Source organism: Paraburkholderia humisilvae (genome assembly GCF_902859855.1).
Taxonomy (GTDB): Bacteria; Pseudomonadota; Gammaproteobacteria; order Burkholderiales; family Burkholderiaceae; genus Paraburkholderia; species Paraburkholderia humisilvae.
In genome coordinates, this window is the sequence record NZ_CADIKH010000005.1 from 226,269 (window position 1) to 240,455 (window position 14,187).

14 protein-coding genes are annotated in these 14,187 nt (G+C 64.5%); 11 read left to right on the plus strand and 3 right to left on the minus strand.

Features of this window, described 5'->3' with window-relative positions:
- Window positions 1-2 precede the first annotated feature (2 nt).
- The 4 genes from HV796_RS07000 to tagH all read left to right on the plus strand — a co-directional run bounded on the left by HV796_RS07000 (window position 3) and on the right by tagH (window position 3,085).
- Entirely contained in the window at window positions 3-566 is a 564-nt protein-coding gene (locus HV796_RS07000) for a SiaB family protein kinase (RefSeq protein ID WP_175225800.1), read from the plus strand.
- 19 nt (window positions 567-585) lie between these two features.
- The gene (locus HV796_RS07005; protein ID WP_175225735.1) at window positions 586-978 is read left to right on the plus strand and encodes a DUF1987 domain-containing protein; all 393 of its coding nucleotides are present in this window, start codon (window positions 586-588) and stop codon (window positions 976-978) included.
- 5 nt (window positions 979-983) lie between these two features.
- Window positions 984-1,709 (plus strand): GGDEF domain-containing protein, encoded by a 726-nt coding sequence (locus HV796_RS07010; protein WP_175225736.1) that lies wholly within the window; start codon window positions 984-986, stop codon window positions 1,707-1,709.
- A gap of 119 nt (window positions 1,710-1,828) precedes the next feature.
- On the plus strand, window positions 1,829-3,085 hold the full coding sequence (gene tagH, locus HV796_RS07015) for a type VI secretion system-associated FHA domain protein TagH (protein ID WP_175225737.1): 1,257 nt from the start codon (window positions 1,829-1,831) through the stop codon (window positions 3,083-3,085).
- A gap of 98 nt (window positions 3,086-3,183) precedes the next feature.
- Here tagH and HV796_RS07020 read toward each other — a convergent pair whose 3' ends face one another.
- Genes HV796_RS07020 through HV796_RS07030 form a run of 3 tightly spaced genes read right to left on the minus strand, consistent with a single transcriptional unit; the run spans window position 3,184 to window position 6,486 of the window.
- The gene (locus HV796_RS07020) at window positions 3,184-4,647 is read right to left on the minus strand and encodes a serine/threonine-protein kinase (RefSeq protein WP_175225738.1); all 1,464 of its coding nucleotides are present in this window, start codon (window positions 4,645-4,647) and stop codon (window positions 3,184-3,186) included.
- A 25-nt stretch (window positions 4,648-4,672) separates the two neighbouring features.
- Window positions 4,673-5,563, minus strand: a complete 891-nt coding sequence (locus HV796_RS07025; protein WP_175225739.1) for a c-type heme family protein — start codon at window positions 5,561-5,563, stop codon at window positions 4,673-4,675.
- A complete protein-coding gene (locus HV796_RS07030) occupies window positions 5,560-6,486 on the minus strand; it encodes a hypothetical protein (RefSeq protein ID WP_175225740.1) in 927 nt (308 codons plus the stop codon). The genes HV796_RS07025 and HV796_RS07030 overlap by 4 nt, the downstream gene beginning before the upstream one ends.
- Window positions 6,487-7,162: 676 nt before the next feature.
- Between HV796_RS07030 and tssB the strand changes: the two genes are divergently transcribed.
- The 7 genes from tssB (at window position 7,163) to tssG (ending at window position 14,159) form a co-directional block, all read left to right on the plus strand.
- Entirely contained in the window at window positions 7,163-7,684 is a 522-nt protein-coding gene (gene tssB / locus HV796_RS07035; protein WP_175225741.1) for a type VI secretion system contractile sheath small subunit, read from the plus strand.
- A gap of 8 nt (window positions 7,685-7,692) precedes the next feature.
- On the plus strand, window positions 7,693-9,195 hold the full coding sequence (gene tssC / locus HV796_RS07040; protein WP_175225742.1) for a type VI secretion system contractile sheath large subunit: 1,503 nt from the start codon (window positions 7,693-7,695) through the stop codon (window positions 9,193-9,195).
- A 113-nt stretch (window positions 9,196-9,308) separates the two neighbouring features.
- The gene (locus tag HV796_RS07045) at window positions 9,309-9,812 is read left to right on the plus strand and encodes an Hcp family type VI secretion system effector (RefSeq protein ID WP_175225743.1); all 504 of its coding nucleotides are present in this window, start codon (window positions 9,309-9,311) and stop codon (window positions 9,810-9,812) included.
- Between the two features lie 142 nt (window positions 9,813-9,954).
- On the plus strand, window positions 9,955-10,767 hold the full coding sequence (locus HV796_RS07050; RefSeq protein WP_246355727.1) for a type VI secretion system accessory protein TagJ: 813 nt from the start codon (window positions 9,955-9,957) through the stop codon (window positions 10,765-10,767).
- Window positions 10,768-10,780: 13 nt separating this feature from the next.
- Window positions 10,781-11,287, plus strand: a complete 507-nt coding sequence (tssE, locus tag HV796_RS07055) for a type VI secretion system baseplate subunit TssE (protein ID WP_175225744.1) — start codon at window positions 10,781-10,783, stop codon at window positions 11,285-11,287.
- A gap of 5 nt (window positions 11,288-11,292) precedes the next feature.
- Entirely contained in the window at window positions 11,293-13,179 is a 1,887-nt protein-coding gene (gene tssF, locus HV796_RS07060) for a type VI secretion system baseplate subunit TssF (protein WP_175225745.1), read from the plus strand.
- Window positions 13,143-14,159, plus strand: coding sequence for a type VI secretion system baseplate subunit TssG (gene tssG, locus HV796_RS07065; RefSeq protein ID WP_175225746.1), 1,017 nt, complete (start codon window positions 13,143-13,145; stop codon window positions 14,157-14,159). The genes tssF and tssG overlap by 37 nt, the downstream gene beginning before the upstream one ends.
- The last annotated feature ends 28 nt before the right edge of the window (window positions 14,160-14,187 follow it).

Consider the following 14,187-nt stretch of genomic DNA (forward strand, 5'->3'; position numbering starts at 1 on the left):
AGATGTCCCAACTACTCGATCAAGACAGCGCATTTTTTGAACTGGCGCGTCGGCGTAACGTGCTTTTCTATCACAAAGGCTACTTCTCTCATAACATCGTGGCGGCGATGGGCGAGGTCGTGAAGCTGCAACTGGAAGTCGCGGGCGTGAGCGGCCCGACCCGCCGCAAGCTGTTTTCGTCCTTTGTCGAACTGTCACAGAATATCGTCCAGTATTCGTCGGGCACGCTGCAGCCGGACGACACAGGCGGAGGGACCATCCGTGAAGGCGCGGTATGCATCAGCACGGACGGTGAACGGCACCTGATGCTATGCGTCAATCCTATCGCGACCGCCGACGTCGATCATCTGCGCAACAAGCTGGAACCGCTGCGCAACATGTCCCTTGAGGAAATCAAGGCGGCCTACAAGGTCACCTTGCGCGCTGAAACCCCGGTGGACAGCAAGGGCGCGGGGTTAGGTTTCCTGACGATGGCGCGCGACGCAAGCGCGCCGCTCGAATTTGCTTTTCATCCGCGTGCCGACGAACCCGGAACCACGCTGTTTTGCCTCATGGCCATCATCTGAGTAAGGAGGCCCACGAGCCATGGATAATCTTTATATTGCCGCAACCGCGACGTCCCCGGAGGTCGATTTTCGCTTCGACCAGCACTCGTTGTTGCTCAGGGGCGAGTCCTATCCCGAGAACGCGGCAGCCTTTTACGCACCTGTCATTGAGCAGATGGGTCAGTACCTGGTGGAGTCGGTTGGCGCCGTGATCACCATCGATGTCGTGCTGACCTATTTCAACAGCTCCAGCACCAAGATGCTGTTCAGCATGTTCGACGCGCTGGACCAGGCGGCGCAGTCGGGAAGCCGTGTGTTGATGAACTGGTACCGCGACGAAGAAGACGAGACCATTTTTGAATTCGGCGAAGAGCTCAAGGCGGATTTTCATGCGATCGAGTTTACCGATCGCCCCGTCTCTCACCAAGGATAACAAAGGTGGCCACTCTTCCCTATCCGGACCCGCCTGTCGGCGATGTGCCCGATCTGTTCAAGAATGAAAACGAGGCGCTGGAGAAGGCACGCGCGATATATGGGGCCGTCAATGCCGATGCGCGGGAATACCGGCAGTCGCTCGGCGAGCTGATCGGGCATTTCGAGCGTCTGATGCGCGAGACGCGGCGCCTGATTGGCCGTAGCGACCGGGCCGAGCGTGAGATGCAGGTGCTCACGCAGCAGTTGGCGTATCGCGCGACGCATGACGCGCTAACGGGCGTATTCAACCGTAGCGCGGTGATCGAGCGGACCATCAAGGCACTGCGCACCAACAGCGCGGTCATGATCGTGCTCGATATCGACGAATTTAAACGGGTCAACGACGATTTTGGGCATCCGACGGGCGACGCGGTGATCCTGGGCATCGTCGACTGTCTGCGGCGCAACGTCGGCGAGCGAGGGATGATCGGACGAGTAGGGGGTGAGGAATTCACCGTGCTGCTGCCCGGGCACGAACTCGCCGATGCGCTGCGGCAGGCCGAGAACATGCGGGAGGCGATCGGCAGCTATGTTTTCGCGCCGCCTGTCAACCGTCGCATCACTGCGAGCTTTGGCGTGAGCGTCAATCCGGCTGGCACGGATTTCGACACCGCATACGGCCTGGCGGACGCTGCGTTGTATCGCGCGAAGCGCGGCGGGCGCAACCGGGTGGAGTTCGCCGGCCAGTAGACGACGCGGCAGGCGGCGTCCTCACCGTCGTGTCGAGTGGGGAATAAGCGGCGTCGACCGGCTGTTGTATCGGTTGAACTCAGCCAACCGCCGAACGACGACCGATCGAGGGCCGAACCATGTCCGCCATTCCTTCCCTGACGCTCAATATCCGTGGCCCATCGGCAAAACGCAGCGTGGTCGTCGATGCGCAGGGCGCGACGCTCGGGCGCGACTCCGCGTGCACGGTCGTGCTGGCCGATGGGCGGCGCGCGATTTCACGCGTGCAGGCGCGTATCGAATGGCGCGGCGAGCGCTATGTGCTGATCGACATCGGCGCGAATCCGACGCTCGTCAACGGCAACGCAGCCGATGCATCGCGCGAAGTGAGCTTGTGCGACGGCGACACGTTAAGCATCGGCGCGTACGTGATTGGGCTCGAGCTTGAACGTACGGGACTGATCGCCTCGCCGGAACACGCGCCGTGCGCAGATACCGCATCCGCGCGGCCGCCTGACGATACGCGAACCGGGCGTCATGCGCCCCCTCCGACGCGGCGCGGCAACCTGTTCCCACCGGTCGCGGACGAACCGTTCTTTGCGACGCCCGCCGCCGCGCTGACGGTGCTGCGGGGCGACGCGTCGCGCGATGACGCCGTGACGCGTGTCGCACCGCTCTTGCCGCCCGCACGGCCCGCGTTCGAAGCCGCGCCTGGGTTGGCTGGCGAGCCGGCTGCGGCGGTCCAGCAGCCCGCGCCCGCGGCGTCCGACGCGGTGCTGGCCGCGCTATTCGAAGGCCTCGGCGTCGACCGCCAGCGGATTAGCGACCACCCGCCGCACGAACTGGCGCGCCTGATCGGCTTGCTGCTGCGGGATGCACTGCACGGCACGATGGAAGTGCTGCGCGCGCGCCCGACGGCAAAGCAGCAGACACACGTCGCGATGACGATGATCGACACGCGCGACAATAATCCGCTCAAGTGCTTTCCGGACGCCGAAGGGGCGCTCACGCAGATGCTGTGCAACGACGGCGCCGCATGGCTCGGCCCGCGCGACGCGGTGCGGGAAGCCTTCAAGGATTTGCGCGATCACGAACTGGCGCTGATCGCCGGCATACGTGCGACGCTCGCCGAAGCGCTGTCCGGGCTTGCGCCTGAGCAGATCGAGGCGCGCCTGCGCCCTGCCGGGCGCATCGAAGCGGTGTTGTCGAGTCGCGAGGCGCGTCTGTGGAGCGTGTACGTCGATACGTGGCAGCAGACGAAGCAGCGCGCCGGCGACGATTTCCAGCACGCGTTTCGCGAACCGTTTACACGAGCGTACCAGGCACAGCTCAATGCTTTCGCAGAGCCTGACACGGCAGATCAGCGCGACAGCAGCGGCGATTCACGCGAGCACTGACGCACCGCGCTCCGCTCCAGCGGTCCACCGCCCGCGTGACACTCCGCCGTCGTGCGAGCAACATGCAAGGTTGCACGCGCAAGCATGCACCGGTCCTATCAGGTGGACGGATCATCGAGTTCGCGCAGAAACGCCGCCTTATCGACGGTAGCCGGCAACGCGTCGGCCAGCCGCGCATGGAAGGTCGCTGCATCGGCGCCGCGCGCGGCCCGCGCCGCGACGATTCGCGCAATCGGTCCGATGTGGCTTGCAAGCCGGCGCGTGGCGGCATCAATCCGTTCCGGATCGAGGGGCGCGCCGACCGTGGCATCGCCGGCAGTGGAGCCGAACACCGTACCGCGTGTCGCGCTACCCGCTGCGGGTGCCAAACCCGCCGATGTGGCGCGCGCATGCGCGGCATGGCGCGCGAGCAGCGCGTCGAACTCGCGCCGCGATGCATCGTCAGGCAAGTGCCGGGCAAGCTGCGCCGACAACATCTGCGAATCGCTGGACTGCGCGGCCGCGCGCCGGATCAGTAACGTCGCGACCGGCCCGACATAGCTCGCGAGCCGTTGTTCGAGTTGCGCGAGCAGTTCGGGTGGCCATTGCGTTACAGCAGGGGCAGGCGCAGCGGGCGCCGGCTGCGGCGGTTCGAGCGCCGCGCGCGTAAGGGGAGCGACCAGCACGGTGCGGTCCGGATCATCACCGGCTGTCAGCGTATCGAGTAGCGTCAGGAGCGCGATGCGCCAGCTTTGCGCCGACGCGTAGCGGTCGTCGGGCCGCTTCGCGAGTGCCTTCAGCACCATCGTGTCGAGCTCCGTGGGCAAGCCGGCCACGCGTTGCGACGGCGCCGGCGGCATCTCGTTCAACACCTGCTGCATCACGGCGGCCGGCGTGCCGGTGAACGGGCAGGCGCCGGTCAGCATTTCGTAGAGCACGACACCCGCGGAAAACAGGTCGCTGCGCGCATCGATTGCCGCGCCCGAAAACTGTTCCGGCGACATATAGCTCGGTGTGCCGATCATCATTCCCGCCCGCGTGAGCCGGGAGGTGTCGAGCTGCGCGATGCCGAAGTCGGTCACTTTGCATTCGCCGCGCTGCGCGATCATCAGATTGGCCGGCTTGATGTCGCGGTGGATCACGCCCAGCTCGTGTGCATACGCAAGCGCATCCAGCAGTTGTGCGAACCATACGAGTGCGCGTGCCAGCGGCATCATGGTGGCGCATTGCGCATGCTGCGCGAGCCGCTCGGCGAGACTTTCGCCGTGCACGTACTCGAGCGCGATATAGGCAACGCCATCTGCTTCGCCGTAGTCGAACACCGCGACGATATGCGGATGCGCGAGGCGTCCCGCCGCGCGTGCTTCATTGACGAAGCGCTCGGGCAGTTGCGCATCGGCGAGGCTGCTCGCGCCCGCCGGCCCGTCGCGCAGCAGCTCGGTGCGGATCGTCTTCAGCGCGACGTGCCGCTGGATGTGCGGATCGGTGGCCAGATAGACCACGCCCATCGCACCGCGCCCAAGCACACGCTCGACGCGGTAGCGGCCAATCTGCTGCGGCAGCGGTTCGGCTTGCCAGTTCATCAAGGTTACGCGCGACGCGCCTCGCTCAGTGTTTCGCTTCGTCGAGAATCTCGAATGCCGCGACGAGGCTCGTGCGCATCCGTCCGAACGAGACGGCCAGCGACGCGATTTCATCGCCGCCGCCGGTCGGCAGTGCCACGCCGTCGAGCTTGCCGAGGCTCACTTCGTCGGCGGCGCGCGACAGTGCCTGCAGGCGGCGTGTGACGAAAAAATGCACCATCACGTTCAACACGACCAGCACCACCACAAACACGACGGTCAATGACGCCATAAAGCTGCGCCAGACCGCGTGGCCGCGCGCGATCGACTGCGACATCGGCACCGAAACGAATTCCGCGCCGATCACATCATGCATGGTCCAGCCGAAGCCGTTCGCCGGCCCGTACTTGTCGAGCATTGTGCGCGGCGCCGCGGACGGCGTGCTGTGGCATTGCAGGCAGGCGGAATCGGTGATGCGGCTCGGCCGCGCCAGAAACAGCAGATGCTCGCCACCGGGCGTGCGCCGCTGTCCGGTGATTTCCTTTAGCTCCGGGTGATCGTGCAGATGCGCGATCACTTCCGTTTCCCAATCGGTCGGACGGTCGCGTGGGTTGGTCGGGTTCAGCATCGCCGACTTGTACGAAAAGTTCGGAAACGCGCCTTGTAACGTATTGAGCATTTCGATCGCGGAGAACGCGGGCACCGACTCCGGCACGAACGAGTACTTGATCTGGGTCGCAAGCAGCGGCGTAATGTGTTGCGCGGTGTAGTTCTGCATCGCGTTGGCCGCGCTGGCCAGCACATCGGCGTCGTGGCGCGTTTCGTCGAGCGCCTGCTGTTGCAGCACACGGTCCGCGACGACTCCCGCAGCGGCGAGTCCGATCGCGAACATCGTGATGAATACCAGATTGAATTTGATCGCGAGTGACAGCTTCATGGGCGAAGAAACAGTGAACGGTAAACAGGAGGCACGCTCGACGCCGGACTGCGCGGCGTGGCGCTCGGGACGATACGTGGCGCGGGCGGATGCAACAGCACGCGCCATTCGGGCAGCGTGCCCAGATGCGCGTCGACGTCGCGCCGGAATGCGGGGTCGGACAAGCGCACGCGAAACCGGTCCGTGAAACGGGTGCCTGGCTGCGTGCGCACGGTAAGGCTGCTCTGCAGCCAGTCGGACACGTCGTCGTATGCAACGGGCCGCGCGGTGCCGGAGGGCTTGTCGTGCGCGACCGGTGCAGGCGACAGCGCACGCAGTTCATCGCGAAACGCAACGGGCATCGCAGCGAGAAAGGCGCCGTCCGGCCGCGACGCTTCGATCATCGACGGGCTGGACGCGCGGCGCGCAGCAAACTGCCCGGCCGACAGTTGCACCGCTGCAAGCCTGCCGTGTGCGTTCGGTAAGGACAGCGCGCTGACCGAGCCGCTCTCGCAGAACACCGCGTCCGCATCGTCGTATCCGGGTGGCGATGACGCGACGACGATCGTCGCATGGTTGCCCAACGTGTATCGGCCGCGCTCGGTGTCGACCACGGGCGCCGCGCAATTCACGGCGGCGCTGCATGCATGGAGCGCTTTGATCCATCCACGCAGCAATGCGATGTGCGCATCGCGTGCGAGCAGCACGCGCGTGCCGGGGCCCAGCGCGAGCACGTTTTCTCCCGTCTCGTCCTGAATCTGCATGCCCGCATTCGACGGTGTCTCGACGATGTCGTTGATGGCCAGGCGCTGCCCGACCTCGACCTGAACCATCTGGGCGTCGTGGATCGCGGCGGCAGGCGTGTCCGCCTGCGCAACTGTCCAGCTTGCGTGCGCACGTGCGGCGATGGCAATCAACCCGAACAGCGCGAAACGGATCGGCATACGGAAGATCATTCGAGGGAATTGTCTGTGTAATGCCAAACGAATGGTTGTAAGAAATTGGCTGCATTAAAGGCTTGCGACAGCTATCGACACAACAGCCGTGCTCGCTTGCTTATTCCGTGCTTCGCATTCGTGCGCCGACATTCATGTCGCGCGTACGAGACTGGCCGCAACGTGTATTCGGCGTTGAGGAATCCAGACCTGATTCGATCAGGGAATGTGAGCCGGTCCTCGGATGTTCTGTCTCGCGCAGGCCAAACGCTGCCGTTGTTTAAATGGGTTGCGGACGCTCGGGCAAGGCGATCGGATGGGTAGCCGCAGTGGCCGGCGTCATATATAGCAGCCGTGTATCGGCACTCCGCAACACCGATGCAAGGTTCGAAAAATCGCGGAATAGATCACGAAGCCTTCGTGTTTTAGGTGCGTGGACAGCAGTCGCCACGGACCCCAAGCCTCTGGCGCGTCGTCCCGAATCCGCAATCCATCCGTTCACGCGCCATGCCGTGCACGTGTTGCACCGTGCGGCATCGCGAAGCGCGTGATGGAGCAACCCGGTGACTTACCCATGACGACGCGCAAAGCCACCAAAGGTCGAGACGTGCGCGAGCGCATCGACGGCCCGGGAGCTTGGCCCTTCGATTCCCCCGCACCTTACGCCTCTCAAAGGAGACAGCGCATGGCCACCAGACAGAGCAGTCAGAAATTTATCGCGCGCAATCGGGCGCCGCGCGTGCAGATCGAGTACGACGTCGAGTTGTACGGCGCCCAGAAGATGGTGCAAATCCCATTCGTGATGGGCGTGCTGTCGGACCTGTCCGGCGCCAACGCCGGCGATCTGCCGCCGATCGAAGAGCGCAAGGCGCTCGAGATTGACGTCGACAACTTCGACAGCCGCATGCAGGCGATGAAGCCGCGCGCGAATTTCACGGTGCCGAACACGCTGACCGGTGAAGGCCAGCTCGAAGTCGACATCACGTTCGAAAGCATGGACGACTTTTCTCCGGCGGCCGTGGCACGCAACGTCGATTCGCTCGCGAAACTGCTCGAAGCGCGCACGCAGCTCGCGAACCTCGGTACGTATCTCGACGGTAAGGCCGGCGCCGAAAAGTTGATTGCCGAGGCGCTCAAGGATCCGGCGCTGCTGCAGACGCTCGCTTCCGCACCGAAGTCTTCCGCATCCGAACCCGAGAAGGAATAAGGCCGACCATGGACACCGAAAAGCAAGTCGAGCACGCCCCGCTCACCGACGTAGCCGAAGCCGGCGACGGCAATGACTTTGCCGCCCTGCTCACGAAGGCTTTCAAGCCGAAAAACGAGCGCGCGAAAGAAGAGGTCGAATCCGCTGTGCGCACGCTGGCCGAGCAGGTGCTCAGCCAGTCGCACATCGTGTCGGACGATGTCACGCAGACGATCAATGCATACGTGGCCGAACTCGATCGCAAGTTGAGCGAGCAGCTGAACCAGGTCATGCATCACGCCGACTTCCAGAAGCTCGAAGGCGCGTGGCGCGGCCTGCATCATCTCGTGACGAATACCGAAAGCGACACGATGCTGAAGATCCGCGTGTTCAACATCTCGAAGAAGGATCTGGCGAAGAACCTGAAGCGCTTCAAAGGCATTGCATGGGACCAGAGCCCGGTGTTCAAGAAGGTCTATGAAGAGGAGTACGGCCAGCTGGGCGGTGAGCCGTACGGATGTTTGATCGGCGACTACTATTTCGATCACAGTCCGCAGGATATCGAGCTACTGCGCGGCGTTTCGCAAATCGCCGCGGCCGCGCACGCACCGTTTATCTCGGCAGCCGGTTCGAGCCTGCTCGGCATGGAGAGCTGGAACGAACTATCGAATCCGCGCGATCTCGCGATGATTTTCAGCACGCCGGACTATGCCGGCTGGCGTTCGTTGCGCGAGATGGACGATGCGAAATATCTTGCGTTGACGATGCCGCGCACGCTTGCGCGTCTGCCCTACGGCGCGAAGACCGACCCGGTCGAAGAATTCGATTTCGAGGAAGACACCGAAGGCGCGGATTCGTCGAAATACACGTGGCAGAACGCCGCGTATGCGATGGCGGTGAACATCAACCGCTCGTTCAAATACTACGGCTGGTGCACGCGCATTCGCGGCGTCGAATCCGGCGGCGCGGTGGAAAACCTGCCGGTGCACACGTTCCCGAGCGATGACGGCGGCGTTGACATGAAGTGCCCGACCGAGATCGCGATTACCGATCGCCGCTCGGCGGAACTGGACAAGATGGGCCTGATGCCGCTCGTGCATCGCAAGAACTCCGACGTGGCCGCATTTATCGGCGCGCAGTCGGTCGCCAAACCCGAAGAGTACGACGACCCCGGCGCCACCGCGAATGCCAACCTGTCCGCGCGTTTGCCATACATGTTCGCCTGCTGCCGTTTCGCGCACTACCTGAAGTGCATTGTGCGCGACAAGATCGGCTCGTTCAGCACGCGCGAGCAGATGGAAAGCTGGCTGTCGAACTGGGTGATGAACTATGTCGACGGCGACCCGGTGAACTCGAGCGAAGAAACGAAAGCGCGCAAGCCGCTCGCCGCCGCGCAGGTGGTGGTCGAGGAGGTCGAAGGCAATCCCGGCTACTACACATCGAAGTTTTTCCTGAAACCGCATTACCAGCTGGAGGGGCTGACCGCGTCGCTGCGGCTCGTGTCCCGCCTGCCGTCGGCGAAGTCCGCCTAACCCGCGGCGCGTATGCGCCGCCTCTGTCAACGGCTGGCTGAGGCGATCGCGCAGCGCGCGCCTATCGTTCGCCAGTCTGCGAGCACCTATCTGCAAACGAGGAGAGATGTGAAATGGCATTCGACATGCACTTGAAATTCGGCACCGGCGCGGTGACCATCCAGGGCGCTTCGAACCACTCGAAGCACAAGGGCGAAGTGCCGATCATCGCGTGGTCATGGGGCTGCAGCAACACCGGCAACCTGCATACCGGCGCGGGCTATGCATCGGGCGGGAAGGCCAACATCCAGGACATCACAGTCACGAAATACGTCGACAGCTGCTCGAATGCGATCCTGCAGGCGGTCTGCACCGGCGCGCGCGTCGATAACGCGTACCTGTACGTGACTAACGCGACCGGCCAGCAAACCGACTTCGTGACGCTCGAGCTCAGCGAAGGCGTATTGGTCACGTCGGTTTCGACCGGCGGCAGCGGCGGCGACGAGCGTCTGACCGAAAACATCACGCTGCACTTCGGCAAGTTCAAGTACTCGTTCCAGCCGCAGGACGACGAGGGCAAGGCAAACGGCGGCACGAAGGATTTCACTTACGACATCCAGCAGGTCGCCAAGCAGTAAAGCAAGCACGCTTCGTCCATGCGGTCAGATTCGCGTGCGCATTGATCGCGCATTGATCGCGCATTGATCGCATGGGCAGCGCCGGTTTCATGGCTCTGTTTCGTTGTTTCCCGTTGCAGCGAAACGCTCCCGACTCCCTATCGTGACGACTTCCACCGACGCCGCCGACCCCGAAACCCTGCTCAAGGAGCGTCGTCTGATCGACGCGTTGCAGGCCTTGACCGCACAGGTCAGAGCGCATCCCGCCGACGCGGCGAGGCGCGTATTCCTGTTCCAGTTGCTCGCGTTGCTGGGGCAATGGGAGCGCGCCGCCAATCAGCTCGAAGTGGCGGGTGAGCTCGATGCGCGCAATGCGCTGATGGTGTCCGCCTACCAGCTCGCGTTGCGCGGCGAGCGCGAGCGTGCCGAGGTGTTCTCAGGCGCCCGTACCCCGACCATGCCCGGCGAGCCATCCGGATGGCAGGCCCTGCTGCTGCAGGCGCTGCAATGGCAGCGGCAGGGCCGCATCGACGAAGCGCACGCGCTGCGAGAGCAGGCGTTCGAGGCGGCCGACGCGGTACGCGGCTCGATCGACGGTGCGCCGTTCGAATGGATCGCGGATGCCGACTCGCGGTTGGGCCCCTGTCTTGAGCTGATCGTGAACGGTGGCTATGCATGGGTGCCGTTTTCGCGCTTGAGCGCGTTGCATTTCGACGCGCCGACAGACCTGCGCGACAAGGTCTGGGCGCCGGTACGGATCACGTGGCGCAACGGCGGCGACGCCGTTGGCTTCGTGCCGTGCCGCTACGACGGCAGCGACCGCTCGGCCGATCCGGCGATCGTGCTGGCGGCGCGTACCGATTGGACCGGGTGCGGCGAGGTTTGCTACGTCGGCAGCGGCCAGCGGATGTTCGTGACCGAAGCGGGCGACTATCCGCTGCTCGACGTGCGCACGCTGACGTTCGAAACATGCTGAGCGGAGCGCACGAATGGCTGAATTGATGCCCCAGGAGCGGCTGCAGCCGTCGCTGCTCGACCGGCTGACCGATCAGCAGCCGGAGCAGTCCGAGGAAAGCCGCGAACAGCGCGTGATCACCGCGGCGCGCCTGCGCGAATGCGTGACCCGCGATATCGCGTGGCTGCTCAACTGCACGCGCCAATGGGACAGCGCGGAGCTTGCCGCGTATCCGGAAGTGGACAACTCGGTGCTGAACTTCGGCATTCCCGACCTGACCGGCGCCGCGTTGTCCGGGATCGACGCCGGCGTGCTGCAAAACCGCATCCGCGCCACATTGATCAACTTCGAGCCGCGGCTGATCGGCGGCACCGTGCAGGTGACCGTGGGCGTCGACGGTTCACGCATGGACAGCCGTTCGCTGAGCTTGCGGATCGAAGCGGAAATGTGGGCGCAACCGATGCCGCTGTCGCTGTATCTGCGCACGGAAGTGGATCTCGAGACCGGCGAGTTCGACGTGTCGCAGCACTACTACGGTTGACGCTCATGGACCCGCGCCTTCTGCGTTATTACAACCGGGAACTGCAGCACGTCCGCGAGATGGGCGCCGAGTTCGCACGCGAGTACCCGAAGATTGCCGGCCGGCTAGGCCTCGAAGGCTTCGAGTGCGCGGACCCGTATGTCGAGCGGCTGCTTGAAGGCTTCGCGTTTCTCGCCGGGCGCGTGCAACTGAAGCTCGATGCGCAGTACCCGGTGTTCACCCAGCATCTGCTGGAAATGATCTACCCGCATTACCTCGCGCCGGTTCCGTCGATGGCGGTCGTACAGCTCTCGCCGGATGTCGCCGAAGATCTGCCGCCTGCCGGACATGCGGTCGCGCGGCACACGGTGCTGCGCAGCCTGATTGGCTTTGGCGAGCGTACGCCGTGCGAATACCGCACCGCGCATGAAGTCACGCTGTGGCCGCTGGAGCTGAGCGAAGCGCGGTACTACGAAACACCAGCGGCGCTGGCGGCGGCGGGGCTGGTTGCGCCCGGCGCGCGCCCGGCGCGCGCCGGCCTGCGCCTGAAGTTCAGGACACTCTCCAGCGTGCCGGCGAAAATGCTCGCGCTCGACAGCCTGCCGGTTTTTCTCGCCGGCGCCGACGAACTGCCGAAGCTGCTTTACGAGCAACTGCATGCGAATGCAACCGGCTACACGGTGCGCGTGCCCGTAGCCGGCGGCGCATGCGCCGACGAGCATCGCGACGCGTCGGCGCTGCTCGCGCGAGGCTTCGACGAAAGCGATGCGCTGCTGCCGTGCGGCGATCGTTCGTTTAGCGGTTATCGTCTGCTGCAGGAGTATTTCGCGTGTCCGGAGCGTTTTCTGTTCGTGGAATTCACCGGGTTGCGCAGTGCGCTTGCGCGCGCGCAGGGCAATGAGTTCGAAATCGTCGTGTGGCTCGAGCGCAGTATCGCGCGCTTGCACAATGCGGTGGACGCGAGCCATTTCCGGCTCTTCTGCACGCCGGCCATCAACCTGTTCGAGCGCCGCTCGGACCGTATCCATCTGCAGCAAGGGCGCACCGAATATCACGTGCTCGGCGATCGCACGCGGCCGATGGATTTCGAGGTGCATGGCGTGAGCGAGGTACAGGGATTCGGTGACCGTCAGGAACCCGAACAGACCTTTCTGCCGTTCTATGACTGTACTGAACGCACGTGGCACAGCGCGCACGGCGCGTTCTACACGCTGCGGCGTGAACCGCGGCTGCTGTCGAGCCGCCAGAAGGAGCGCGGCGCGCGCTCGAGCTATGTCGGCAGCGAGACGTTTATCGCGCTCGTCGATGCCAACGATGCACCGTATTCGACGGCGTTGCGCCAGCTCGGCATGCGGCTGCTGTGCACGAACCGCGACCTGCCGCTGCATATGCCGGTCGGCAAGTCCTACACCGACTTCACGCTCGATACCGACGCGCCCGTGGCGGCGATCCGCTGCGTCGCGGGTCCGACGCGGCCGCGCGCGGCGAGCGCAACCGGAGAGACCGCGTGGCGGCTGATCAGCCATCTGCAGTTGAACTACCTGTCGCTGCTCGACGCCGGTGGCGAGCAGGGCGCTGCCGCGCTGCGCGAAATGCTGAACCTGTACTGCGACGAATTCGATGCCACCGCGCGGCGGCAACTGGAGGGCATCAAGCACGTCGCCGCGACGCCGATCACCCGTCGGGTGCCGGTGCCGGGACCGATTACCTATGGCCGGGGTCTGGAGATTACGTTGACCTGCGACGATGCCGCGTTCGAAGGCACCGGCGCCTTCCTGCTCGGCTCGGTACTGCGACATTTCTTTGCGCGTTACGTTTCGCTGAACTCGTTTACCGAAACCGTATTGCGCACACTCGAACGCAATGAGGTGGCCCGATGGCCCGCGACGCTCGGCAAGCGCCCGATCCTGTAGCGCTCGAAGACGCGTTGCGCACTCGCCCGCAGGACTTCGAGTTCTTCGAGGCGATGCGCAGGCTCGAATGCGCGTATCCCGCGCGGCCGCGGCTCGCGCATTCGACGCGCCCCGCGGAGGACCCGGTGCGCCTCGCGCACACCGCATCGCTCGGGTTTGCGCCGCGCAGCATCGATCGCTACGAGTCAGGTACGGCGCAGCGGCCGCCGAGACTCTACGGTCTGTTTCTGGGTCTATTCGGGCCGAACGGCGCACTGCCGCTGCATCTGACCGAGTACGCGATGGAGCGCCAGCGCAACGCGAAAGATCCGACGCTCGTCGCGTTCGCCGACATCTTCCACCATCGGATGATGAGCCTGTTCTACCGCGCCTGGGCGGACGCGCAGCCGACCGTGCAACTGGACCGCCCCGAGCAAGACCGATTCCGCACCTATGTGGGCGCGCTGATCGGCATGGCCACCCCGCATCTCGACGGACGCGACGCGCTGCCCGATCAGTTCAAGCGCTTCTTCGCCGGGCGGCTCGTGCCGCAAGCGCGCAATGCGGAAGGTTTGCAGCGTCTGCTCGAGCATTTCTTCAATGTGCCGGTACGCGTGCTCGAGTTCGTCGCCGAGTGGATGCGCTTGCCTGAGGACGCGCATCTGCGCATCGGCGTCGCGATGGCCGGCATCGGGCGGACCGCCGTGCTAGGCGCGCACGTGCGCGGCGCGCAGCAACGTTTCCGGTTGCGCGTGGGGCCGCTCAGTCTGCATGAGTTCAACCGCTTCCTGCCGGGCAGCGATGCGCTCAAGCAGTTCGCCGCCGCGGTGCGCACCTATGTCGGCGACGAGAAAGCCTGGGACCTGCAACTGGTGCTGAAGAAAGAGGACGTGCCGCTGACCCATCTCGGCCACGCAGGCCGTATGGGACTGAACAGCTGGCTTGGCCGCTACGCGAAAAGCGCCGATGCCGACGAAGCCGTACTGAACGCGGTCGGGTGAAGCCGATGCCAACCACACCGTTGTGTAT